The 21993-nt window shown below is 62.7% G+C and carries 24 protein-coding genes; 8 read left to right on the plus strand and 16 right to left on the minus strand.

Annotated features, from left to right (window positions below; translation table 11 throughout):
- Nucleotides 1-93 precede the first annotated feature (93 nt).
- On the plus strand, nt 94-885 hold the full coding sequence (locus AX725_RS09200) for a TonB-dependent receptor domain-containing protein (RefSeq protein WP_066119123.1): 792 nt from the start codon (nt 94-96) through the stop codon (nt 883-885).
- Between the two features lie 114 nt (nt 886-999).
- On the opposite strand, the gene AX725_RS09205 is transcribed toward AX725_RS09200, so the two are convergent.
- Entirely contained in the window at nt 1000-1542 is a 543-nt protein-coding gene (locus tag AX725_RS09205; protein WP_060977046.1) for a hypothetical protein, read from the minus strand.
- Nucleotides 1543-1850: 308 nt separating this feature from the next.
- Here AX725_RS09205 and AX725_RS09210 point away from each other — a divergent pair, with 308 nt between their 5' ends.
- From AX725_RS09210 to AX725_RS09220, 3 genes are all read left to right on the plus strand, one after another.
- Nucleotides 1851-4976 carry a TonB-dependent receptor domain-containing protein gene (locus tag AX725_RS09210; RefSeq protein WP_060977047.1) on the plus strand — a complete coding sequence of 1042 codons (3126 nt, stop codon included), beginning with the start codon at nt 1851-1853 and terminating at the stop codon, nt 4974-4976.
- A 165-nt stretch (nt 4977-5141) separates the two neighbouring features.
- Nucleotides 5142-7310, plus strand: coding sequence for a TonB-dependent receptor (locus AX725_RS09215; protein WP_156442099.1), 2169 nt, complete (start codon nt 5142-5144; stop codon nt 7308-7310).
- Nucleotides 7310-8398 carry a PepSY-associated TM helix domain-containing protein gene (locus tag AX725_RS09220; RefSeq protein ID WP_060977049.1) on the plus strand — a complete coding sequence of 363 codons (1089 nt, stop codon included), beginning with the start codon at nt 7310-7312 and terminating at the stop codon, nt 8396-8398. The genes AX725_RS09215 and AX725_RS09220 overlap by 1 nt, the downstream gene beginning before the upstream one ends.
- A gap of 3 nt (nt 8399-8401) precedes the next feature.
- Here AX725_RS09220 and ruvB read toward each other — a convergent pair whose 3' ends face one another.
- The 9 genes from ruvB to AX725_RS09260 all read right to left on the minus strand — a co-directional run bounded on the left by ruvB (nt 8402) and on the right by AX725_RS09260 (nt 13257).
- Entirely contained in the window at nt 8402-9424 is a 1023-nt protein-coding gene (gene ruvB / locus AX725_RS09225) for a Holliday junction branch migration DNA helicase RuvB (protein WP_060977050.1), read from the minus strand.
- Complete coding sequence (locus AX725_RS20500; protein WP_066044237.1) at nt 9421-9723, minus strand: type II toxin-antitoxin system RelE/ParE family toxin; 303 nt, start codon at nt 9721-9723, stop codon at nt 9421-9423. The genes ruvB and AX725_RS20500 overlap by 4 nt, the downstream gene beginning before the upstream one ends.
- Complete coding sequence (locus AX725_RS09230) at nt 9720-9968, minus strand: type II toxin-antitoxin system ParD family antitoxin (protein WP_060977051.1); 249 nt, start codon at nt 9966-9968, stop codon at nt 9720-9722. The genes AX725_RS20500 and AX725_RS09230 overlap by 4 nt, the downstream gene beginning before the upstream one ends.
- 46 nt (nt 9969-10014) lie before the next feature.
- On the minus strand, nt 10015-10614 hold the full coding sequence (gene ruvA, locus AX725_RS09235) for a Holliday junction branch migration protein RuvA (RefSeq protein ID WP_060977052.1): 600 nt from the start codon (nt 10612-10614) through the stop codon (nt 10015-10017).
- Between the two features lie 161 nt (nt 10615-10775).
- Nucleotides 10776-11261: a crossover junction endodeoxyribonuclease RuvC gene (gene ruvC / locus AX725_RS09240; RefSeq protein ID WP_060977053.1), complete on the minus strand. Its 486-nt coding sequence runs from the start codon at nt 11259-11261 to the stop codon at nt 10776-10778.
- Nucleotides 11262-11305: 44 nt separating this feature from the next.
- On the minus strand, nt 11306-12049 hold the full coding sequence (locus AX725_RS09245) for a YebC/PmpR family DNA-binding transcriptional regulator (RefSeq protein ID WP_060977054.1): 744 nt from the start codon (nt 12047-12049) through the stop codon (nt 11306-11308).
- A gap of 69 nt (nt 12050-12118) precedes the next feature.
- Nucleotides 12119-12613 (minus strand): arsinothricin resistance N-acetyltransferase ArsN1 family B, encoded by a 495-nt coding sequence (locus AX725_RS09250; protein ID WP_060977055.1) that lies wholly within the window; start codon nt 12611-12613, stop codon nt 12119-12121.
- A 7-nt stretch (nt 12614-12620) separates the two neighbouring features.
- Nucleotides 12621-12863 carry a DUF2312 domain-containing protein gene (locus AX725_RS09255; protein ID WP_060977056.1) on the minus strand — a complete coding sequence of 81 codons (243 nt, stop codon included), beginning with the start codon at nt 12861-12863 and terminating at the stop codon, nt 12621-12623.
- A 70-nt stretch (nt 12864-12933) separates the two neighbouring features.
- Nucleotides 12934-13257: a DUF1244 domain-containing protein gene (locus AX725_RS09260; RefSeq protein WP_060977057.1), complete on the minus strand. Its 324-nt coding sequence runs from the start codon at nt 13255-13257 to the stop codon at nt 12934-12936.
- A 113-nt stretch (nt 13258-13370) separates the two neighbouring features.
- Here AX725_RS09260 and pyk point away from each other — a divergent pair, with 113 nt between their 5' ends.
- Nucleotides 13371-14828 (plus strand): pyruvate kinase, encoded by a 1458-nt coding sequence (gene pyk / locus AX725_RS09265; protein WP_060977058.1) that lies wholly within the window; start codon nt 13371-13373, stop codon nt 14826-14828.
- Here the strand turns inward: pyk and AX725_RS20505 are convergent.
- From AX725_RS20505 to ykgO, 4 genes are all read right to left on the minus strand, one after another.
- Nucleotides 14816-15214 (minus strand): type II toxin-antitoxin system VapC family toxin, encoded by a 399-nt coding sequence (locus tag AX725_RS20505; protein ID WP_081096882.1) that lies wholly within the window; start codon nt 15212-15214, stop codon nt 14816-14818. The genes pyk and AX725_RS20505 overlap by 13 nt on opposite strands.
- Nucleotides 15211-15477, minus strand: a complete 267-nt coding sequence (locus AX725_RS09270) for a type II toxin-antitoxin system Phd/YefM family antitoxin (RefSeq protein WP_060977059.1) — start codon at nt 15475-15477, stop codon at nt 15211-15213. Before AX725_RS09270 ends, AX725_RS20505 begins: the two co-directional genes overlap by 4 nt.
- Nucleotides 15478-15506: 29 nt before the next feature.
- Nucleotides 15507-16130: an HAD family hydrolase gene (locus AX725_RS09275; RefSeq protein ID WP_060977060.1), complete on the minus strand. Its 624-nt coding sequence runs from the start codon at nt 16128-16130 to the stop codon at nt 15507-15509.
- 104 nt (nt 16131-16234) lie between these two features.
- The gene (ykgO, locus tag AX725_RS09280; RefSeq protein ID WP_003046794.1) at nt 16235-16360 is read right to left on the minus strand and encodes a type B 50S ribosomal protein L36; all 126 of its coding nucleotides are present in this window, start codon (nt 16358-16360) and stop codon (nt 16235-16237) included.
- 249 nt (nt 16361-16609) lie between these two features.
- Between ykgO and AX725_RS09285 the strand changes: the two genes are divergently transcribed.
- The 3 genes from AX725_RS09285 to AX725_RS09295 all read left to right on the plus strand — a co-directional run bounded on the left by AX725_RS09285 (nt 16610) and on the right by AX725_RS09295 (nt 18897).
- The gene (locus AX725_RS09285; protein WP_082730820.1) at nt 16610-17236 is read left to right on the plus strand and encodes a hypothetical protein; all 627 of its coding nucleotides are present in this window, start codon (nt 16610-16612) and stop codon (nt 17234-17236) included.
- Nucleotides 17233-18393: a M14 family metallopeptidase gene (locus AX725_RS09290; protein ID WP_060977062.1), complete on the plus strand. Its 1161-nt coding sequence runs from the start codon at nt 17233-17235 to the stop codon at nt 18391-18393. The genes AX725_RS09285 and AX725_RS09290 overlap by 4 nt, the downstream gene beginning before the upstream one ends.
- A gap of 75 nt (nt 18394-18468) precedes the next feature.
- Nucleotides 18469-18897 (plus strand): hypothetical protein, encoded by a 429-nt coding sequence (locus tag AX725_RS09295; protein ID WP_060977063.1) that lies wholly within the window; start codon nt 18469-18471, stop codon nt 18895-18897.
- On the opposite strand, the gene AX725_RS09300 is transcribed toward AX725_RS09295, so the two are convergent.
- Entirely contained in the window at nt 18898-20136 is a 1239-nt protein-coding gene (locus AX725_RS09300) for a dicarboxylate/amino acid:cation symporter (protein WP_060977075.1), read from the minus strand.
- A gap of 69 nt (nt 20137-20205) precedes the next feature.
- Entirely contained in the window at nt 20206-21990 is a 1785-nt protein-coding gene (locus AX725_RS09305; protein WP_060977064.1) for an SLC13 family permease, read from the minus strand.
- Between the last annotated feature and the right edge of the window lie 3 nt (nt 21991-21993).

Below are 21993 nucleotides of genomic sequence, written 5' to 3' on the forward strand. Positions count from 1 at the left end.
CAGTTGCGCTTGCTGAGCTCAACGCTGACAATGACAGAAGTCTTGGGGCAGTAATATGACGACGAGTTCTCCATGTAGCGTTCTCCGTGAGGTTTGACGGAACAACGGCATAGCCGATCCGGCCTGCATAGGATCTATTATGACATCACCATCGACAACGTGATCTTCTCCCTCGCGCCGCAGACAATCATCAACCAGTGCTATGACGCCCCGGGCGGCATCAACAACCCGTTCTGCGCAGCCGTCTTCCGTCGTCCTGACGGCACGTTCCGCGGCCAGCAGAATCGCAATGTCGGCGGCGGCACCGTCAACTACGACGTTGGTCCCAACGATGCGTCCTTCCTGTCGGGGCCGTTCAACTTCGCCAAGCAGATTGCCGAGGGTGTTGATGCCGATATCAGCTACACGGCAACCGATGGCGACATTCGCCTGAACCTGCGGGCGGTCGTGACCTATGTCATCCGCCGCGATAACTTCACCGACATCAACCGTCCTGAATTTATCGACCAGCAGCTGCTCGAGCTGGGTGACCCACGCTGGGCGGCGAACTTCAACGTCGACATGGACTTCGGCAAGTTCGATATCGGCTATCGCATGCAGTTTATCGACAGGATGGCGATCACCGCGCAGATCGAGGCCGTTCGTTCGGTTCAGGGTCGTCCGCCGGAAAATCCGGATGCGTTCCCTCGCGACTTCTATCCGCGCGTGGTCTACCACAATATCCGCGCCGGTCTGGATGTGGATGAGCGGTTCCGCTTCTACGGCGGTATCGACAACATCACCGACCGTCAGCCGCCTCTGGGCCTGGATGGCACCGGTGCCGGTTCGGGCATCTACAACAATATCGGCCGCTTCTTCTATGTCGGAGCGGAAGCCAAGTTCTGATGGCTTTTGGCCTGCGCGATTGCCCGCATGGGCGATCGCGCAGATCGTTATTATGACAAAGGCCGCGCCTCTCCGGAGGCGCGGCCTTTTTCGTTCCGGATGATGTCGGTCAGGTCACTCAACCCGCTTGGCGCGCAAAGCGCGCTTGTTGCGCACCTTCACGAAATATCCGCCCATTACGCCGGCCTTGATCTCCAGCGCATCGCCGATCTGGGGGATGAAGCTGGCGCCTTCGGTGGTCTGCCAGACTGCGCCTTCGGGAATACCGATGTTCCAGCGGCCGCCCTCGGCCTTGCGCAATGTCTTGATCGTCGTGCTGAGGGTCTTCTCCTCCTCTGTGTCCTCGTCATTACCGCCGAAGATCGAAAGATCGGGCAAGCGGAAACCGAACAGTGAGCGCTTGGTCTTCTTGACCTCCTTTTCCTCGATCACGACGATCTGCTTGGAGTCCACTGCTGCGGACAGCTTCGCCGATGTGCCATCGAAACAGGCGAGGCGCTGCGCATTGTCAGCAATATCGCGGCAGGCTTCCAGCGCCTCGAACAGTTCGGGCGTGGGAGGCGGGGGCGATTTCTTGCGCTCCTGTGCCGCGACCGGCGTCGCCAGCAGCGATGCGCAGACCAGGCCGAAGGTGATGATTTTATATCCTTGCTTCATTGTTCGCTCTTTCCTCATGCGTGTTGCAACCGGCATAAACCAAGCGTGGCCACTGTGGGAAATGCTTTCAACCTTGCATGGTATCGGCGGTGCAGTGCGACCCGCCCCCTTTGCGACATGATGCTGCACCGCAATGAAACCGGTGTGACTATTATGCTACACGCGGCGGAAAAGCGTTGAAAATCCGTGCATCGCGGTTGCGCTCTTTTTCGGACTTGGCCTACACCCGCCCAATGGAAGGCCAAAGAGACCTTTCAGAACTGGGTTTAGCCAAGCCTGCCAGGTGAGGCGATCAAGGGGAATACCACATGAAAACGCAATTTAAGCTAAGCTTGCTTGGCACCAGCCTGCTGGTTGGTGCGGCGGCGCTGGCAACGCCTGCGTACGCGCAGGACCAGGATCAGGAGCAGGACCAGGCATCCAGCGGTGATTCGACTATCGTTGTCACCGGTTCGCTGATTTCGAACCCAAATCTTGAGCGTTCGGCTCCGGTCAACGTAACCAGCTCCGATGAAATCGAACTTCTCCAGTCGAACGTCGCCGAAGAAATCCTCCGCGAAATCCCGGGCGTTGTTCCCTCGATCGGCTCTGCGGTGAACAACGGCAACGGTGGTGCGTCGTTCGTCAACCTGCGCGGTCTGGGCACGAACCGCAACATTGTGCTGCTCGACGGCACGCGCATCGTTCCTGCGGGTCTCGCGGGCGTGTTCGACTTGAACAACATTCCCCTGGCCTTGGTTGAGCGCGTCGAAGTGCTCACCGGTGGTGCGTCCACCACTTATGGTGCAGACGCTATTTCGGGTGTGGTCAACTTCGTGACCCGTCAGGACTTTGCTGGCCTGGAGGCTAATGTCGGCTCGCAGATCACCGAGCGTGGTGACGGTCACACCTTCCGCGCTGACGTCACCATGGGCGCGAATTTCGACGATGGTCGCGGTAACGCGGTGTTCAGCGTAGGCTATCAGCAGTCGGACCCGGTCTATCAGGGTGCGCGCGACGTTTCGCTCGATACATTGGAAACCTTCTCAGGTGCGCAGCTCGGTTCGGGCACTGCGTTCCCGTCGCGCTTCTCGGGCGTCCGTAACCTGGCTGGCACTGCAAATGGTGGTACCGATCAGATCAATGCTGCTGGTCAGTTTGTTCCGACATTCTCGACCTTCAACTTCAATCCGTTCAATATCTTCCAGACTCCGTTTGAGCGCTTCAACATCTTTGGTGCAGCGAAATACGAAGTCAGCGATTCGGTGGAAGTGTATACGCGCGGCATGTTCTCGAAGAACACTGTCGACACCATCATCGCTCCGTCGGGTGCCTTCGGTATCGCCGTCAACCTCAGCCTGAACAATCCGTTCCTGCCTGCGGCTGCGCGTAACCAGTTCTGCGCTTTCGACGTTAATCCAAGCGCTACCGTCTATACCCCGCGCTTCACTCAGGCTGAGTGCGACGCGGCTGCTACGGCGCTGCCGGGTTCGGCCGCCTATCGTGAAATCGGTCGGAACAATACGTTCGTTCCGTTCGACGTGAACGGCAACGGCGTGATCGCGGCTGGTGAAGGTTACTTCAACAACCCGCAGACCGCTCTGTTCCGTCGCTCGGTCGAAGCCGGTCCGCGTATCTCGAACTTCGCAACCACCCTGTTCGATTACAAGCTGGGTGCGCGTGGTGCTATCACCGATACCATCGACTGGGATGTCTTCGGTGCCTATGGCGAGAGTGAAAATCGCCAGACGATCAAGGGCTATTTCACGAACTCGCGCGTTCGCCAGTCGCTGCTGACCACTCGCGACGCGGCTGGCAATGTCGTCTGTCAGAATGCGGCCAACGGATGCGTTCCGGCCAACTTCTTTGGAACGATTTCGCCCGAAGCAGTTAACTTCCTAGTTCAGGAAAGCTCGTCGTTCGTTCGTACGTCGCTGGCTCAGGCTCGCGCAACGATCAGCGGTGACTTCGGCGTGACCAGCCCCTGGGCAGCCGAGCCGATTTCTTTCGCTGTCGGTGGTGAATATCGCAAGTATCGCGCCTCGCAGGGTGCCGATACGCTGGCGCAGTCGGGTGACCTCGGTGGTGCCGGCGGCGCAACCCCGAACATCAGCGGTGGCTATGATGTTTACGAAGCTATTGCTGAAGTCATCGTTCCGATCGTATCGGACCGTCCGTTCTTCCAGAGCCTGACTGTCGAAGGCGGTTTCCGTTATTCGGACTACGCCGTCGATGCGGCCGGAAGCCCCGGCTATACCGCCACGACCTACAAGGTCGGTGGTACTTGGGAGCCTGTCCAGGGCGTCTCGATCCGCGGCAACTATGCTCGTGCGGTTCGCGCCCCGAACATCTCCGAGCTGTTCAGCCCGGTAAATACCGGCCTGACCAACCTCGGCGTCGATCCCTGCGCAACGCAGCGGACCAACGGTACTACGCTCCGTCCGCCGCTGACGGGCGAACTGCTGGCAGTCTGTCTGGCGCAGGGCGCAAATGCCGGTAACATCCAGAGCATTCCTGAGCCGATCTCGGGTCAGGTTCTGTCGACCGGTGGTGGTAACCTCGGCATTCGTCCTGAAAAGTCGGACAGCTACACGATCGGCGTTGTGCTGCAGCCGTCGTTCCTGCCGGGCTTCTCGGCATCGGTTGACTATTACAACATCAAGGTAAAGCAGGCGATCACGGCACCGACTCCGGCTGACGTTATCGGCGCATGCTTTGGCGTAGGCAATAACGGTATCTTCAACCCGGCGGCCGGCGCTTCGACCTCGATCGCTTGTACCTCGATTCGCCGTGACCCGATCACCGGCGGCTTGAGTGGTGACCCGAACACGAGCACTGGTCTGCCTTCGACGCTGTCGAACGGTGGTAGCCTGGAAACCGACGGTATCGACGTTTCGATCAACTATGCGACCGACCTGACTGACGATATCGGTCTGGCCTTGTCGTTCGTTGGTAACTACACGTTCCAGTCGCGGTTCAACGCCTTCGTGGCGAGCCCGCTGTCTGTGAACCGTGACTGTGTCGGTTATATCAGCGCGAACTGCGGATCGCTGCAGCCCGACTTCCAGTGGTCGCAGCGCACCACCCTGACGTTCAAGGATGTCGACGTGTCGCTGCTGTGGCGCCACCTTTCCTCGTTCGAGCAGGAACCGCTGGACGTGATCGACTCCGGTCCGTTCTTCAGCGGTACGCTGGGCGCGAACGTTCCGGGCGTGGGTGGCCGCACGGTCAACTTCGGTCGTATCAAGGCGTACGACTATTTCGATCTGTCGGCACGCTTCAATGCCACCGAATCGCTGACCTTCACGCTGTCGGTCCAGAACCTGTTCGACAAGGATCCGCCGCTTACGGGTAACAATGCGGGTACCACCGCATTCAACTCGGGCAACACCTTCCCGTCGACCTATGACGCTCTGGGTCGTCGTTATGCGGTGGCGGCTCGCCTGCGCTTCTGATCCCGTCCGGGTTCAGTACCAAACAAATGGGGGTGGGTCGCAAGACCCGCCCCTTTTTGTTTGGGTGTCTCGCTAGGCAGGCTTTGGTCCGAATGCCAGCTAATGCAAATTGGTTGCAATAGCGCCTGAGCATTGATACAGGCTCCCCCAGAAAAGGGGTGAGTGATGAAATTTTCTCGAGTGATTCCCGTGCTGTTGGCGACCATGACGTCGGTTCCGGCGCTGGCGCAGGACAATGCTGCGGCTGCAGATGCCTCCGCCGAGGCGCCCAGGGACGAATCCGAGATTGTCGTTACCGCTGCACGCACTGTCCTGCCGCCCAGTGCGCTGCCTTTGACAATCGATATCATTGACAAGCAGGCGCTCGATCAGCAGATTATCTTGTCGGGCTCCGTCACCGATTCAGTGGCCACCCTGACCCCGTCCTTCTCTCCGACCCGCGGCAAGCTCTCGGGGGCAGGGGAGACGCTGCGCGGGCGCTCGCCGCTTTATGCGATCAACGGCATTCCGCAGTCGACGCCGCTGCGCGACGGTAGCCGCGACGGGTTCACCATCGACGGCTTCTTCATCGAGCAGGTCGAACTGATCTACGGCTCCAACGCGCTGCAGGGCATCGGTGGCACCGGCGGTATTGTCAACCAGGTCACCGTCGGTGCGCCGAGGCAGGAAGGGCTGTCGGGCCGCGTTCTGCTTCAAGGTACCGCCGACAATGATTTCCGTTCGGACGGATTTGGTGCCAAGGCAGCGGGCCTTCTCCAGTACAAGGCCGACCGGTTCGATGCGACGGTGGGGGCTTCCTATGAGCGGCGCGGCGTGTTCTACGATGCGCGTGGCCGCAATGTCGGTATCAATCTGACCCAGGGGGAAACCCAGACGTCGGACGCCCTCTCGCTGTTCGGACGCTTCGGCTATGCTCTGTCCTCGACCGCCCGGATTGACCTCATGGCGAGCCGCTACGAGCTCAAGGGCGATGGCGAATATGTTGCGGTCGCGGGCAACCGACTGACCGGGCTGCCGACCAGCGCGGTCAAGGGCACGCCCCCGGGCAAGCCTGCCGCCAACCGGACGGAGAGCCTCGCGCTGTCGCTCACCGATACCGATCTTGGCGGCGGCAATCTTGTCAGCCAGATCTTCTTCAACCGGACCCGCGACACGTTCGGCGGCGAACTCGGCCCGATCGCGACCTTCCAGGATGTCCGCATCGCCCCGGTGGGCACATTGTTCGACCAGTCGCAGAACCGCTCGCGCAAGCTGGGCGGCAAGATCAGCTATGAACGCGCCATTCCAGGGTTCGAGGATCTGACCGCAATCGTCGGTTTCGACGCCTTGTTCGACAAGACCGAGCAGCGGCTGATCGCCACCGACCGTATCTGGGTGCCGCCCACCGATTTCCGCAGCCTTGCACCCTTCGCCCAGGCAAACCTCAAGCTGTTCGACGGATTGCTGCGGCTAGCCGGCGGCGCGCGCTGGGAAAATGTCGAGATCAAGATAGACGACTATACCACGCTTGCGACCACCACGACGCCACGCGGCGGGGTGCTGGTGAGCGGCGGCAGCCCCAAGTTCGACGATGTGCTGTTCAACGGCGGCGTGATCATCGAACCGGCTCAAGGCATCCGCCTTTATGCCAGCTATGCCGAGGGCTTCACCGTGCCCGATGTCGGCCGCATCACCCGTGCCATCGGCACCCTCGGGGTGGATCTCGACAATTTCCTCGACATCAGCCCGATCATCTCGAACAACCGCGAGATCGGTGCCGAGGTGAAGCGCGGGCCGCTCGATGCCAGCGTTACCTATTTCTGGTCGTCGAGCACGCGCGGTCAGTTGCTGGTGGCGCGGCCTGACGGCATTTTCGACGTCCAGCGCCAGCGGATCGAGATCGAAGGCCTTGAGGTCAATCTGGGGGTACAGCTGCCAATCGACGGGCTGCGCGTCTCCGCCGGCTATGCGCATATCCTGGGGCGCACCGACACCAATGGCGACGACCGGGTCGATACCGATCTTGATGGCACCAACATCTCGCCCGACAGGCTCAATCTCGCTGCCAGTTTTGACCGGGGCAGGGTGTCGGCGCGCGTTCAGACCCAGGTCTATTTTTCGCGCACCTTCGGCGGTCTGGTCCGCGATCCGCGCAACGACTTCGGCGGTTACACGCTGACTGACGCCTATCTGGGCTATGATGTCGGGCCGGGGCGCATCATCCTCAGCGCGCAGAACATCTTCAACCGCCAGTATATCGACTATAACAGCGACGTTCGGTTACCGACGGACAACCTGTCCTTCTTCGCGGGGCGCGGGCGCACGATGACGCTGGCCTGGGACATGCGCTTCTGATGAAGCTGCTCGACCTTCTCCACCGCTGGACGGGCGGGCTGATCGGCCTGGTGCTACTGGTGCTAGGGTTGAGCGGGACGGTGCTGATCCATCGCGACGCCTGGGTGATGCTGCCGCATACCGATGATGCGCAAATGCAGGCGACGCCCGCGATCATCGCGGCGACCGAGCAGATGATGGCCGATCCGGTAGCGCGGCCGAGCGCGATCAGCTTCGCCACGGACAGTTTCGGGCTCAACCGGCTATCCTTCGGCAAGGAGGCGGGGGCTTATGCCGACCAGGCGGGCAATATCGTCACGCGCTGGGACGATGCATGGGAGCGGCCCGAGCTGTTCCTGTTCGATCTGCACCATCATCTGCTTGCGGGCGAGACCGGCGAGATCGTCGCTGCGTCTGCCGGGCTGTGCGGGCTGTTCTTCGTGATCAGCGGTGCGATCCTGTGGTGGCGCACGCGGCGGACCTTCGAATTCCGCCTGATCCCGAGGCGACTGAGCCGCCCCGCCATCCTGCGCCATCATCGCGATCTCGGCATCGTGTTCGCACCACTGCTCGCGCTGGTGATGTTCACCGGTACGACGATGGTCTTCCGCCCGGTCACTGCGCTGGTACTGGGGCCATCGGCGCCTGCGACCATAGAGGCATCCTTCAAGGCGCCCGAGGCCAAGATGGGCGCGCTCGCCGAAAAGCCTGATTGGGCCGCAATGATCGGGACGGCGCGCAGGCTCTACCCCGATGCGGAGATCCGCATCCTCAGCCTGCCGAAAGAGGCGGGCAAGCCGATCACCTTGCGCATGAAGCAGCCGGAAGAATGGTTGCCCAATGGCCGCACGACCCTGTGGTTTGCGCCCGGCACGGGGCGTCTGATCGAGGCGCGCGATGCGTTGAAGCTCCCCGGTGCGGCACAGGCTTTCAACACCTTCTATCCGCTGCACGCCGCCAAGGTGGGCGGAATGGCATACAAGCTTGTCATGACGCTGGTCGGGCTGGCGCTCAGCCTGCTGGGCTCGCTTGCGGTGTGGAGCTTCTGGTTCCGCCGCAATCGCACCGCGCGGCGCGTCGGCAGCGGCGTGACGGTTCCCGCCGAGTAAGACTCAGAGGTCGAACAGGCCTTCCTGCGATCCCTCGGGTGGATTGAGCCCCAGATGCTTCCAGCCGCGCGCATTGAGGCAACGTCCGCGCGCGGTACGTGCGATCAGGCCGAGCTGGATCAGATAGGGTTCGATCACGTCCTCGATCGTGTCGCGCGGTTCGGACAGCCCCGCCGCCAGCGTCTCGACGCCGACAGGGCCGCCGCGATAGATATCCGCGATCATCATCAGGTAACGCCGGTCCATCGCATCCAGGCCCAGGCTGTCGACCTCCAGCCGGGTGAGTGCGGCATCGGCGGCGGCGGCGTTGACCGTGGCGTGCCCTGCGACATTGGCAAAATCGCGCACCCGGCGCAGCAGGCGTCCAGCGACACGTGGGGTGCCGCGCGCGCGCCTGGCGATCTCGGTCGCGCCATCCCTGGCGATCGACAGGCCCAGCAGGCGCGCGGCGCGGCTGACGACCAGTTCCAGCTCTTCCACGGTATAGAAATTGAGGCGCACCGGGATACCGAAGCGATCGCGCAATGGAGTGGTCAGCAGGCCCTGACGCGTGGTCGCGCCAATCAGGGTGAAGGCGGGCAGATCAATGCGCACACTACGCGCGCTTGGGCCTTCGCCGATGATGAGGTCAAGCGCGCGGTCCTCCATCGCCGGATAGAGCACCTCCTCGACCACCGGATTGAGCCGGTGGATCTCGTCGATGAACAGCACATCGCCTTCTTCGAGGTTGGTCAGCAGCGCCGCCAGATCGCCCGACTTGGCGATCACCGGACCGGATGTCGCGCGAAAGCCGACGCCCATTTCGCGCGCGATGATCTGCGCCAGCGTGGTCTTGCCGAGCCCCGGCGGGCCGAACAGCAGCACATGATCGAGCGCCTCGGACCGCCCCCGCGCCGCCTCGATGAACACGCGCAGGTTATCGCGCGCCGCCGCCTGGCCGATGAATTCGGCCAGCGTCTTGGGACGCAGCGCTGCGTCCTGATCTTCAGGGATGCGGTCGGGGGAGAGGAGGCGGTCTGTGGTCATGGATCCGGCGTCATTGTGCTCGGCACATTGCGAGCATGGTGCAGAATGCGAACGATCAGCACCTCGCCATCCACGCTCTGGAAATAGATTCGGTGCGTCTTGTAGCTGAAACTGCGCATACTGGAACCCAGTCGCTTTTCGGCTACGCCCGTCATCGGCCTGTCTCGCAACCGGGTGAAGCAGGTCCGCAGGCCCAGCAGGTATTCGCGCGCTTTTGCAGCACCGAAGACGGATTTGCTGTAGACGCGAATGTCTCTCAGATCATCCCGAGCAGCGGCGGCGATGCGTAATTTCGTCACGCAAGATCAGGGTCTTCAGCGATGATCGTATCAACCACCTCCTCCGGCTCCTCGTCAAGAACCTTCGAGGCCAACCCCTCGTCGATCATCGCTTTCAGCCAGGCTTCGTCCTCCGCCGCCTGCTCCTGGTCCCGTCGCAGCAGTGCGCGCAAGAAATCATTCGCATCGGCATAGAGCCCCTGCGCGACACGCTCGTCGATCCACTGCTTGAGCGCGGGCGGTACCGAGATGGTCAATTCGGTCATGGATGAAATTATAGCGGAACGTGGGGTCAAGTCCAGCAACGCCGCGTTACCGCGCCGCCTTCTTCAGCGCCAGTCGCACCAGTGCATCCAGGCTCGCGCCATCGCCCAGTTCTCCCTCTGCTTCGGCCACTGCGCGGGCGGCTTCGGCGGGCTTGAAGCCGAGGTTCTGCAGCGCGGAGACCGCATCTGCCGCGTGGCTGCCGACCGGCACGGGCGCGCTCGCGCCGCCGGGGCCGAGCGCGATCACGCCCATCTTGTCCTTCAGCTCGTTGCAGATGCGGATCGCCAGCTTGGGGCCCACACCTTGCGCGCGCGCGATCATCGCCTTGTCGCTCTGCGCGACGGCGCGCGCGAGTTCCTCGGGCGTCAGCGCGGAAAGGATGGCGAGCGCGACCTTCGATCCCACGCCCTGCACGCTGGTGAGCAACCGGAAACCATCGCGCTCGCTGGCCGAGGCAAAGCCGATCAGCCGCATGTCGGTCTCGCTCACCTGCATCTCGGTGTGCAGGACCACCTTGTCGCCCCGCGCGCCGAGGTTGGAGAGCGTGCGCGAGGAGGCAAACACCAGATAGCCGACGCCGCCGACGTCGATCACCGCATGGTCATGTGCGGTGCTGTCCAATAGTCCTGTAAGCTTGGCGATCATTCTGCTTCATTCCCTCTCCCCTCTGCGGGAGAGGGTTGCGCAGACTTGGGCGCTTGCGTCCTAGTCGGAGCTGGGTGAGGGGCGCTCCACCCTCTCCAAGCTGCGCTAGCCGCATGCGCGGCAAGCTTCGTTATCCTCTCCCATCAAGGGAGAGGATTGGGTTAGCGCAGTTTGTCGAACGCCGCCAGATGCGCATGGGTGATCGCGACGGCGAGTGCGTCTGCCGCATCGGGGCCAGCAATCTGTACTCCGGGCAACAGCCGCTGGACCATCGCGTTGATCTGGACCTTTTCCGCCGCGCCAGTGCCGACAATGGCTTTCTTGATGAGGCGCGGCGCATATTCGCCGACGCTGAGCCCGGCACGCGCCAGGCTGAGCAGCAGTCCACCGCGCGCCTGGACCAGCTTGAGCGTCGTCTGCGGGTTCTTGTTGACGTAGATTTCCTCGATCGCCGCCGCATCGGGTCTGTAATCGGTGACGATCACGGCTATCGCAGTGTCGAGTTCGAGCAGCCGCGAGGGCAGGGGGGCCTTGGCGTTGGTCCTGATCTGTCCGTTGGCGATATGGCTGAGGCGATTGCCCTGATAGCGGATGACGCCCCAACCAGTGGTGCCAAGGCCAGGGTCGATGCCGAGGATGATGGTCATGATTTAAAGCCCCTCCCCTTCAGGGGAGGGCGCTTTGCCATCCATCAACCCAGCTTCTCCATCACTGCGTCCGACACTTCGTAATTGCCCCAGACGGTCTGAACGTCGTCGTCATCGTCGAGCGCGTCGATCAGCTTGAACAGCGACTGGGCATCAGCTTCGGCGACATCGACTTTGACCTGCGGGCGCCAGGCGAGCTTGACGCTCTCGGCTTCGCCCAGGGTTTTTTCGAGCGCTCCCGCGACCGCGTGCAGGTCTTCCATGCTGGTCCAGATGTCGTGGCCGTCCTCGGTCGATTCGATGTCCTCTGCACCGGCTTCCATCGCGGCTTCGAGCACCTTTTCCTCGTCGCCAGCGCTCGCTGGATAGGTGATCAGGCCCATGCGGTCGAAGCCGTGGCTCACCGCGCCCGATGCGCCCAGGTTGCCGCCATTCTTGCTGAACGCGGTGCGGACGTTGGTCGCGGTGCGGTTGCGGTTGTCGGTCAGCGCCTCGACGATCAGCGCGATGCCGCCCGGGCCATAGCCCTCATAGCGGATTTCCTCGTAATCCTCGCCACCCGCAGCAGACGCCTTGTCGATCGCGCGCTGGATATTGTCCTTGGGCATCGACTGGGCCTTGGCGGCGTTGACCGCGAGGCGCAGGCGCGGGTTCATGTCGGGATCGGGCAGGCCCATCTTGGCCGCGACGGTGATTTCGCGGCTGAGCTTGGAAAACATGGCCGAGCGCTTCTTGTCCTGCGCGCCCTTGCGATGCATGATGTTCTTGAATTTACTATGGCCTGCCATGGCGGGGTTCTGCCTGTCTCATCGGTTGGAAACTGTATCTGGTGCGCGCCCTTACACCAGCGGGGGCGATCAAAGCAACCGCTGCCACCAGCCGACATCGCGCCAGCCGCCCAGCTTCCACCCGACCTCGCGATAGATGCCGACCGGCACCATGCCCATGGCTTCGTGCAGCGCGATGCTGGCGGGGTTGGGCAGGGCGATCCCGGCAAACACGGCGTGGATCGATTGCGCGCGCAGCCGGTCGAACAGCGCGGTGTAGAGCGCGCGGCCCACGCCTTGGCCCCTTGCATGATCGGCAATATAGATAGCGATATCGGCGGATGTCGCATAGGCGGCGCGGGAGCGATGCGGGCTGGCATAGGCATAGCCCAGAATGTCGCCGCCCCGTTCGGCCACCAGCCAGGCATGCGACTGGCCGTAATCGGTGATCCGCCGCGCCATTTCGTTGGAATCGGGCGCTTCGGTCTCGAAGCTCACCCAGCTGTTTTCGACATGGGGGGCGTAGATGGCGGCGAGCGCAGCTCCGTCGTCGGGGTGACCGTCGCGGATGTCGAACGCCGCCATCGCGCGATCAGCCGAGGCCGAGGGCCGCCTTGTAGGTGTCCAGGATGGCTTCCATTTCCTGGCGATCGTGCGGCTCCATCTTCCGCAGGCGGACGATCTGACGCATGATCTTGGCGTCATAGCCCTGCGACTTGGCCTCGTTATAGGTATCGCGGATGTCGTCTGCGACGCCCTTGCGCTCTTCCTCAAGGCGCTCGATGCGTTCGATGAAAAGGCGCAGCTGGTCGTCGGCGGAGATGGTTTCGCTCATCGCAAGGGTCTTTCAACAAGGGTTGGGAGCACCGGGCGAATCCCGGCGCGGAATCAATCGGAGCGCCCCCTTAATGGGGGTGAGCGTTCTTCGCCACGCTTTCCTTCATCCGGGCGAGTTGCTCGTCGGTCGCCTCGCCCTGATAGCGCGATTTCCAGGTGGCAAAGTCCATGCCGTAGATCAGCTTACGCGCGGCATCGCGGTCGGGCGCGCCGCCGGCTTCCATCACCCAGTCGGCAAGGCAGTTGCGGCAGAAACCGGCAAGCCCCATCAGGTCGATATTCTCGGCATCGTGGCGATGACGCAGATGCGCGACAAGTCGCCGGAACGCTACGGCAGCAACGTCATCGGGGATATCGACTTCGGCGGGCGGGGCGGGGACGGCATCGGTCATGGCATTTTTTCCAGTTCGGTTTTGCGATTGGCGGCGCTCTGCCCTAAGCAGGAGCCGAGTGCGCCGTGAAGACGTGCAAACGTTCGCGGCTTCGACCAGTTCAAGGGAAGATTATGAGCAAGACTATCGCCAAGCGCAGCCGCAAGGTCAAGATTCTGGCGACGCTAGGCCCTGCCAGCAACAGCCCCGAGATGATCGAAAAGCTGTTCCGCGCCGGAGCCGATGCCTTTCGCGTCAACATGAGCCATGGCGAGCATGCGACGCACGCCGCAACCATCAACGCCATCCGCCAGATCGAAACCCGGCTGCAGCGGCCGATCACGATATTGTGCGATCTTCAGGGCCCCAAGCTGCGCGTCGGCACGTTCGAGGGCGGCAAGGCGTTCCTGAAGCACGGCCAGCATTTCACGCTCGATTCGAACCCCGAACCCGGCAACGACCAGCGCGCCTATCTGCCGCACAAGGAGATTTTCGCCGCGCTCGACAAGGGCCAGCGGCTGCTGATCGACGATGGCAAGATGGTGCTGCGCGTACTGCGCCCCGGCGATGCCGAGATACTATGCTCGGTCGAGGTCGGTGGGTTCATTTCCGATCGCAAGGGACTGAACGTGCCCGACAGTCTGGTGCCGATGGCCGCGCTGACCGAGAAGGACCGGCGGGATCTCGCCTTCGCGCTCGACATGGGCGCGGACTGGATCGCCTTGAGCTTCGTCCAGCGGCCCGATGACGTCGCCGAGGCGCGCAGCCTGATCGGCGGACGCGCGGCGCTGATCGCCAAGATCGAGAAGCCCGCCGCGCTGGCCTCGCTTGATGCCATCATCGAGCTGTCCGACGCGGTGATGGTCGCGCGCGGCGATCTGGGCGTCGAAATGGCGCCCGAAGAGGTGCCCGTGATGCAGAAGCGCATCGTAGAGACCGCACGCCGCTCGGGCAAGCCGGTGGTCGTCGCGACGCAGATGCTCGAATCGATGATCACCAGCCCGTCGCCGACCCGTGCCGAGGTGTCCGACGTCGCCAATGCGGTCTATGACGGCGCCGATGCTGTGATGCTTTCGGCGGAAACCGCGGCGGGCGAATGGCCCGAACTCGCCGTCGGCATGATGGACCGGATCGCGACACAGGTGGAGAGCGACCCCGGCTATGCCGCGCGCGTGCATTTCATCGAGACCTTGCCCGATGCGACCACGGCGGACGCGCTGTCGGCGGCGTGCAGCGAGATTGCCAATACCGTGAGGGTGAGCGCGATCGTATGCTTCACCCTGTCGGGATCGACCGCGCGGCGGGTCTCGCGCGAGCGACCGGCGGTGCCGGTGATGGTGCTCACCCCCTCGCGCGAGACCGCGCGGCGCGTCGGCCTGCTCTGGGGTGCCTATCCGGTGGTGACGCGCGATATTGGCAGTTTCGAGGAGATGATCGGCAAGGGCAAGCGCATGGCGCTGCGCCATCACTTCGGCGAGGCCGGCGGCCGCATCATCGCGCTGGCGGGGGTGCCGTTCGGAACACCGGGATCGACCAACGTGCTGCACATCGTCACGCTGACCGGCGAGGAGCTGAAAGGCTACAAGGGCTGATAGGCTAGCGGATGGCTAAGCAGGGTGCGGTCACGCGTCAGCAGCCGCGCGCCGCTTTGCTGCGCCTGGACCAGCAGCAGCTCATCAAACGGGTCCTTGTGCGCGATGGAGATGATGAGCGGGGCGGCGGCCGTGTCGGTGTCCAATGCGATAATTTCCATGCCAATCGATCCAAGGTAGCTTGTGGCCAGAAGTGGATCGAGAGCACCCTTGCGACCACCTGACGCATGGAGAGCGTTCCATTTCACACGGACTTCCCAGATTGAGATCGTCGACGCCACGACGTGGTTTGAGGAGTCATTCAAAGCGCGCCACTCACTTGGCCTGATGGCAGCTTGATTGGTTGCCAGCCAGATCACGAAATGGGTGTCGAGTAGTAATCTCAATCCTCAAGACCCAGCACTTTGCGGCTGAATGCGGGGTCGTCAAACTCCGGGGGCCAAAGATCTTGGCCTTCAAATTTGTCCAGGCCATGGGCTTTGCGATAGGCTTCGCCGGCTGCCCAATCGATACCGCCCTTCACCGTTTTTGGTGGATTCATTTCGGCCACCGGCTTGCCATCGTCGGTAATGACGACTTTCTCACCGCGCATCACGGCGTCAATAGCCTCAGAGAAACGGGCCTTGGCTTCGCGGATCGACATCTCCATGAATAATCAAATACCACAGATCGTCGGGTTCAAGTAGCGGCATTCTCCAGCACGCCGCGCGCAATCAGTTCTGCCTCGAGCGTGGCATGGTCGCGGAAGACATGACCCTGCAGCCCGCACGAAACGGCGCTTTCGATATTGTCCGCGCGGTCGTCGATGAACAGCGCGCGCGATGGATCGATGTCGAAGCGGTCGATGGCGAGGCGGTAGATCGCGGGGTCGGGCTTTACCAGCTTCTCCGCCCCCGACACGACAATGTCGCGGAACAGGTCGAAGACCGGCGCGGTGGGGCGGAACATGTCCCAGAACTCGACGCCGAAATTGGTGATGCCGAAAATCGGATAGCCGAGCAGCGCGAGTTTTTCTGCGAGGTCCAGCATGCCCGGCACCGGCCCCGGGATCGTTTCCAGCCAGCGCGGGACATAATGGCCGATCAGCTCGGCATGCTCGGGGTGCTCGGCAACAAGCTCGGCAACCATCTCGTCGAGCAATCGGCCCGCGTCGTGCTGCGAATGCCAATCGATGGTCAGCACATTGGCAAGAAAATGGTCGAGCTCAGCCGGATCGTCGATCAGCTTGGCGTAGAGTGTGCGAATATCCCATTGGTAGAGGACATTGCCGACATCGAAGATAATGGCATCAACCGGCTGCATATCGCCCCCCTCAGGCACGCAAGCAAAAGGCCCCGGACCATGCCGGAGCCCTTACTCCATTCCAAACCTTGTCCGGCGCGCCAGTTGACGGCGCGTCGGGCCGATCAGCCCTGGCGGGCCTTGAAGCGACGGTTGGTCTTGTTGATCACATAGGTGCGGCCGCGACGACGGATCACGCGGTTGTCGCGATGACGATCCTTGAGCGACTTCAGCGAATTGCGAATCTTCATGACGTGGGCCCTTGATTGAAATCGGATTGGGGTCATGGCGTCCGTGGCCAAGCGCAGATGCGCAATAGCCGGGCCGGAACATCCATGCCGGAAAGCGGCGCGGATACGTGGAGGGGCGCACAAAGTCAAGCATCGGCGCGGCGGCGACAGGCAATTTTTTGGCCGCTTCATTGGCCATTCATGGCGAAACGGGTTAGGCATCGAACGGGCAGGCCCGCAAGGCCGAGACCGGGAAAGGGCGCAAATATCATGGCTTTTCTTCGCAGATCTAACATGGCGGTGCTGTGCGTTGCCTTCGCCATGGCCGCAGGGTTGAGCGGCTGCGTGTCGCCAGCCGGGCCGGTAGAGGCTGTCCGCTTCGTTTCGCCCGATCGCGCCAGCGAACTTGGACGCGGCCCGATTCGTGTGGTCGCTGGTGAGGGCATGGACAGCAACGCGCTCGAATATCGCAGCTATGCCACCGCCGTGGAGCGCGAGCTCGAACGGATCGGCTATCAAGTGCTGCCGGTCGGCGCGCGCGATGGTGCCGACATCCAGACTGCAACCGTGCGGATCGAACGTTCGGTGCTCTCCCCCGTCGGCGATGACCGCGGTCCGGTCACGGTGGGCGTGGGCGGCGGCACCGGCGGCTTCGGCTCGGGTGTCGGGGTCGGAATAGGCATCAACCTGGGTGGGCGTCCGAAGGGCGAGGTGGTGACCGAGATGTTCGCCAATATCCGCGCGGGCGACGGCGCGATCCTGTGGGAAGGCCGCGCCAGTGTCGAAGCGCGCGAAGGCTCGCCGATGGCTGAGACGCAGCTGAATGCGTCTAAACTCGCACAGGGATTGTTTACCGGCTTTCCCGGTGAGTCCGGAGCGACTATCAGCGTGCCATGACTCAGGCACTCATCCCCAGCATCACCGCCGCTTTCGATTCCGGAAACATCGTCAACCATGGTCTGACCCAGCTGCCCGATGGCAGCTGGCGCGCCGAACTTGCCATCCGCAAGGACAAGGATTCGGACTTCTTTCAATGGTTTCACTTTCGCGTCGCGGCGCAGCCGGGGACCGATCTGGAGCTCGTCATCACGGGGCTCAGAGAATCGGCCTATCCCGATGGCTGGCCCGGCTACCGCGCCTGTGTCAGCGAGGACCGCGACTATTGGGGCCGGGCCGAGACCAGCTATGATGCAGCAGCGGGCGCGCTGACGATCCGTCATCAGATGGGCACCGGCGTCGCCTGGTTCGCGTATTTCGCGCCCTATTCGATGGAGCGGCACCATGATCTGGTCGCCGAAATGGCAAGCCGCCCGGGCGTGCAGCACCGTGAGCTCGGCCTCAGCCTCGACGGCCAGCCGATCGATTGCCTCGACATGGGCGAGGGGCCGGTCCAGGTCTGGCTCTATGCGCGCCAGCATCCGGGCGAATCCATGGCTGAATGGTGGATGGAAGGTGCGCTGGAAAAGCTGACTGATCCCGCCGATCCGCATGCGCGGCTGCTGCGCCAGAAGTGCACATTGCATGTCGTCCCCAACATGAACCCGGATGGCTCGCTGCGCGGGCATCTGCGCACCAATGCGGCTGGCGTGAACCTTAACCGCGAATGGCACGAGCCGTCGCCAGAGCGCAGCCCCGAAGTGCTTTGCGTGCTGGGCGCGATGGATGCGACCGGCGTGCACTGGGCGATGGACGTGCATGGCGACGAGGCCATCCCGCACGTGTTCATCGCCGGGTTCGAGGGCATCCCGTCCTGGACCGACGAACAGGGGGCGCGATACAATCGTTATCGTGATCTGCTGGCCGAGCGCACGCCCGATTTCCAGACCGCCAAGGGCTATCCCAAGGCGGGCGCGGGCAGGGCGAACCTGTCTATGTCGACCAACCAGCTGGCCGAGCGGTTCGGTCCTTCGCATGGCTGCGTGTCGATGACGCTGGAAATGCCGTTCAAGGACAATGACGATTTGCCATGCCCCGATCAGGCCTGGAGCCCCGAACGCTCCAAGCTGCTGGCGCATGACTGCTTGGCGGTGCTGGCGGAGATGATTGCAGGCTGACGGCTGCGCCGTTCATCGCGATGCAAGGCTGAGCGGCGCATGCTCCGGTCCGTGCTGCCACGGAAAGGATTCGCCATGCCCGCTCCCCGCCGCTTGATCGCTGCCGGTCTCATTGCCACCGGCGCTGCGCTGTTCGCGTTCCAGTCGCTCGCCCTTGCCGATGACGCACCCGCCAAGCCTTCGCGCGTGCCGCCGGCCGAAGTGATCGGAGAGCCGGTAAGCTGCATCAATATTGCGCAGATTCGTGGCAGCCAGGTGCGAGACAACCAGACGATCGATTTCATGATGGCGGGCGGCAAGGTCTATCGCAACGAACTGCCGCAGCAATGCGGCAACCTGGGTTTTGATCGGTCCTTCACCTACTCGACCTCGCTGACCCAATTGTGCAATGTCGATATCATCACCGTCTTGCAGAATGTCGGCGGCGGCCTCCAGCGCGGAGCCAGTTGCGGCCTCGGTCAGTTCACGCCCGTCAAGCTGATCAAGCAGCCCAAGAAGGGCTGATCAAACATCATCGGCCGAGATCATCTCGGCGCGGTCCAGTTCGCCGGTCATGGACGCCACGGTGACTGCGACCGCAGCGTCGCCGGTGATGTTGGTCGTGGTGCGGATCATGTCCATGATGCGATCGACCCCCGCCACCAGCGCGATCGTTTCCAGCGGGACGCCGACCGAGCCGAAGACCAGGGCCATCATGATCAGGCCGGCCCCGGGAATGCCTGCTGCGCCTACCGCGCCCAGGGTGGAGGTAAAAGCAACCATTGCATAGTCGCCCCAGCTCAGATCCACGCCGAAGATCTGTGCGCCGAACAGGGTGGCAAGACACAGATACATGGCCGTGCCGTTCATGTTGATCGTCGCGCCCAGCGAAACGACAAAGCTCGACACGCTGGCGGATACGCCGAGGTTGCGCTGCGTGCAGCGCAGCGTCACCGGCAAGGTGGCGTTGGATGAGGCGGTGGAATAACTGACCGCGATCGCATCGACCATACCGCGAAAAAAGTCGATCACGGGCAGGTTTGCGATGAGGCGGATCATCACTGGATAGAAGACCAGGATGATGATCGCGCAGCCGATGTAATTCAGCGCCACAAGCTTTGCGAGCGGGACCAGCCCCTCAAACCCGAACGTCCCGGCGACCCAGGCCATCAGCGCGAACACACCGAACGGGGTCAGCTCCATTACGATCATCGTGACCTTCTGCATCACGATCGCCCCCGAATCGAAGATGCGTGCCACCGGGACCCCATCTTCCTTGGCCATCAGGATGCCGATCCCCAGAAGCAGCGAGAACACGATGAGCGCGAGGACATCGGTGGTCGCCATCGCTTCGACCACATTTTCGGGCACCATTTTCAGGATGGTCTGGGTTGCGCTGGCAGAGGTCGGTGGAGGGGCCTCCACGGACCCCGCCAGGCTAGCATCGACACCGCGTCCCGGCTGGACGAGCGTCCCCATGGTCAGCCCCAGAACGGCAGCCAGCTGGCCGGTGATCAGGAACAGCAGCATCGCCCGTCCGCCGACCGCGCCGAGCTTGCGAAGATCGCCGATCGAGGCGACCCCCGCGACGAGCGAAAAGAAGATCAGCGGCACGACCAGCATCTTGATCGCGCGGATAAACAGATCGCCGATCCATTTGATCGATGCCGCGCCTTCGCCCCAGACCAGGCCCGTGACGATCCCGAGCGCGAGCGCGGCGACCACGCGCTGCCAAAGCGGAATGCGGAACCAAAAGGCCAAGATGCGTTCCCCGGATGCGGTTGCCCGCCTAGGACGAAATGCCACCGTACAGGGGCATTGCGGCGGGTTTCATCAGTTCAACGCAATGATCGCGAAACAGGTTGCCAGGCCGACGCCGATGGTGAGCGGAATGCCGGCCTTGAAGAAGTCGGTGAAGCGGTAATTGCCCGCCGCATAGACCAGGGTGTTGGTCTGATAGCCGATGGGCGTCGCAAAGCTCGCGGACGCGGCGAACATGACCGCGATGACCAGCGGGCGCGGGTCGATGGCGAGATCGGTACCCAGCTTGATGACGATCGGCGTCACCAGGATGGCCACTGCATTGTTGGTGATGATCTCGGTCAGCAGGACCGAGACGACATAGACCGCAAAGACCACCGCCCAGACCGGCGCCTCGACGAGGAAGGGCGCGAGGGCGTTCACCACCATCTTGACGCTGCCCGCCTCTTCCAACGCCAGGCCGACCGCCAGCATGCCGAAGATCAGCACCAGGACATTGCCGTCGATCGAGCTCCAGGCTTCTTCGGCATCGATGCAGCGCGCGATAAGGATGAATCCGACCGCAAGAATCGCTGCGACCTCGATCGCCAGCACGTTGAGTGCCGACAGGATCACGACGGCTGCCAGCGCGCCGATGGCGAGCGGGGCCTTGTCGCGACGGAAGGCGCGCGCGCTGGTATTGGTGATGCCGAACAGGTTGGGGTTTTCGTACATTCGCGCGATGTCGGCCTTCGAGCCGGTGACCACCAGCTTGTCGGCGGCGTGGATCTTGGCATTGGGCAGGTCCGATCGCGGCAGGTTGCGATAGCGCGTGAGGCCCAGGATGCGGACATTCAGCAGCGACAGAAACGGAATGTCATACAGCCGGTTGCCTATGCTGGGATGGCTGGGCGCGACCATCGCCTCGACCACCACCTCGCCCATCGGACCGACATCGCCCTTGCGCACGATGCCGACCTTGAAGTCCTGACTCTTGCGCAGCGACATCAGCTCGGGAAGGTCGGTGCGGATCACGACCACATCGTCAGGCTGCAGGATCTCGCTCGTCAGATTGTGGCGGATATAGCGCCCGTCGCGCTTGATCGCGGTCACCTGAATCTTGGCGCGCTTTGCGATCGGCGTCTCGCCCAGAGTCTTGCCGCGCAACGTCGAGGCGTTGCGGATTGTGAGCTCGGTAACGAACACCTCGTCGCTGCCGGTACTGCCTGCTGGCGCGGCCTCGTCCTTGGGCAGCAGCCAGCTGCTGAATGCGGCCAGCATGATCATGCCGGCAACGCCTGCGATCAGACCATAAGGCGTAATCTCGAAAATCCCGAAGGCCGGCTGGCCGTTGGCCCTGGCGACCGAATCGACGATCAGGTTGGTCGACGTGCCGATCAGCGTGGTGGTGCCGCCGAGGATACAGATGAAGCTGAGCGGGATCAGCAGCTTCTTGGCCGAATAGCCCGTCGCCTGGGCGAGGCGCAGGATGATCGGGATCATCACCACCACCACCGGCGTGTTGTTCATGAAGGCAGAGGCGACATAGACGCCCAGGAACATCTCGGCGACCGCCAGCCGGGGATGCCGCGCCGCGCGATTGATGATCGCGCCGGCGATCGCATCGATGGTGCCAGTCCGCAGCAGCGCGCCCGACAGGATGAACATCGCCCCGATGGTGATCGGCGCACTGTTCGAGAAGACGGAAAAGAGCTGCTTGGAATCGATAATGCCGAGAAACAGGAAGGCGCAGGCCCCCAGAATCGCGACCACCGCTGCGGGAAAGCGTTCCAGGATGAACCCGACGAACATCAGGCCCAGAATGGCCAGGCCGATCGGCGCCTGCCAGGTTTCGATAAACAGCCTGATGTCGTCCAAGGC

Source organism: Blastomonas sp. CCH9-A1 (assembly GCF_001557175.1).
Lineage (GTDB): Bacteria > Pseudomonadota > Alphaproteobacteria > Sphingomonadales > Sphingomonadaceae > Blastomonas > Blastomonas delafieldii_A.

What these genes read in the sequence shown, in the direction of transcription:
- AX725_RS09205 (WP_060977046.1), bottom strand. Translation starts at nt 1,542, where the DNA reads ATGAAGCAAGGATATAAAATCATCACCTTCGGCCTGGTCTGCGCATCG.
- AX725_RS09210 (WP_060977047.1), top strand. Translation starts at nt 1,851, where the DNA reads ATGAAAACGCAATTTAAGCTAAGCTTGCTTGGCACCAGCCTGCTGGTT.
- AX725_RS09215 (WP_156442099.1), top strand. Translation starts at nt 5,142, where the DNA reads ATGAAATTTTCTCGAGTGATTCCCGTGCTGTTGGCGACCATGACGTCG.
- AX725_RS09220 (WP_060977049.1), top strand. Translation starts at nt 7,310, where the DNA reads ATGAAGCTGCTCGACCTTCTCCACCGCTGGACGGGCGGGCTGATCGGC.
- ruvB (WP_060977050.1), bottom strand. Translation starts at nt 9,424, where the DNA reads ATGACCACAGACCGCCTCCTCTCCCCCGACCGCATCCCTGAAGATCAG.
- AX725_RS09230 (WP_060977051.1), bottom strand. Translation starts at nt 9,968, where the DNA reads ATGACCGAATTGACCATCTCGGTACCGCCCGCGCTCAAGCAGTGGATC.
- ruvA (WP_060977052.1), bottom strand. Translation starts at nt 10,614, where the DNA reads ATGATCGCCAAGCTTACAGGACTATTGGACAGCACCGCACATGACCAT.
- ruvC (WP_060977053.1), bottom strand. Translation starts at nt 11,261, where the DNA reads ATGACCATCATCCTCGGCATCGACCCTGGCCTTGGCACCACTGGTTGG.
- AX725_RS09245 (WP_060977054.1), bottom strand. Translation starts at nt 12,049, where the DNA reads ATGGCAGGCCATAGTAAATTCAAGAACATCATGCATCGCAAGGGCGCG.
- AX725_RS09250 (WP_060977055.1), bottom strand. Translation starts at nt 12,613, where the DNA reads ATGGCGGCGTTCGACATCCGCGACGGTCACCCCGACGACGGAGCTGCG.
- AX725_RS09255 (WP_060977056.1), bottom strand. Translation starts at nt 12,863, where the DNA reads ATGAGCGAAACCATCTCCGCCGACGACCAGCTGCGCCTTTTCATCGAA.
- AX725_RS09260 (WP_060977057.1), bottom strand. Translation starts at nt 13,257, where the DNA reads ATGACCGATGCCGTCCCCGCCCCGCCCGCCGAAGTCGATATCCCCGAT.
- pyk (WP_060977058.1), top strand. Translation starts at nt 13,371, where the DNA reads ATGAGCAAGACTATCGCCAAGCGCAGCCGCAAGGTCAAGATTCTGGCG.
- AX725_RS09270 (WP_060977059.1), bottom strand. Translation starts at nt 15,477, where the DNA reads ATGGAGATGTCGATCCGCGAAGCCAAGGCCCGTTTCTCTGAGGCTATT.
- AX725_RS09275 (WP_060977060.1), bottom strand. Translation starts at nt 16,130, where the DNA reads ATGCAGCCGGTTGATGCCATTATCTTCGATGTCGGCAATGTCCTCTAC.
- ykgO (WP_003046794.1), bottom strand. Translation starts at nt 16,360, where the DNA reads ATGAAGATTCGCAATTCGCTGAAGTCGCTCAAGGATCGTCATCGCGAC.
- AX725_RS09285 (WP_082730820.1), top strand. Translation starts at nt 16,610, where the DNA reads ATGGCTTTTCTTCGCAGATCTAACATGGCGGTGCTGTGCGTTGCCTTC.
- AX725_RS09290 (WP_060977062.1), top strand. Translation starts at nt 17,233, where the DNA reads ATGACTCAGGCACTCATCCCCAGCATCACCGCCGCTTTCGATTCCGGA.
- AX725_RS09295 (WP_060977063.1), top strand. Translation starts at nt 18,469, where the DNA reads ATGCCCGCTCCCCGCCGCTTGATCGCTGCCGGTCTCATTGCCACCGGC.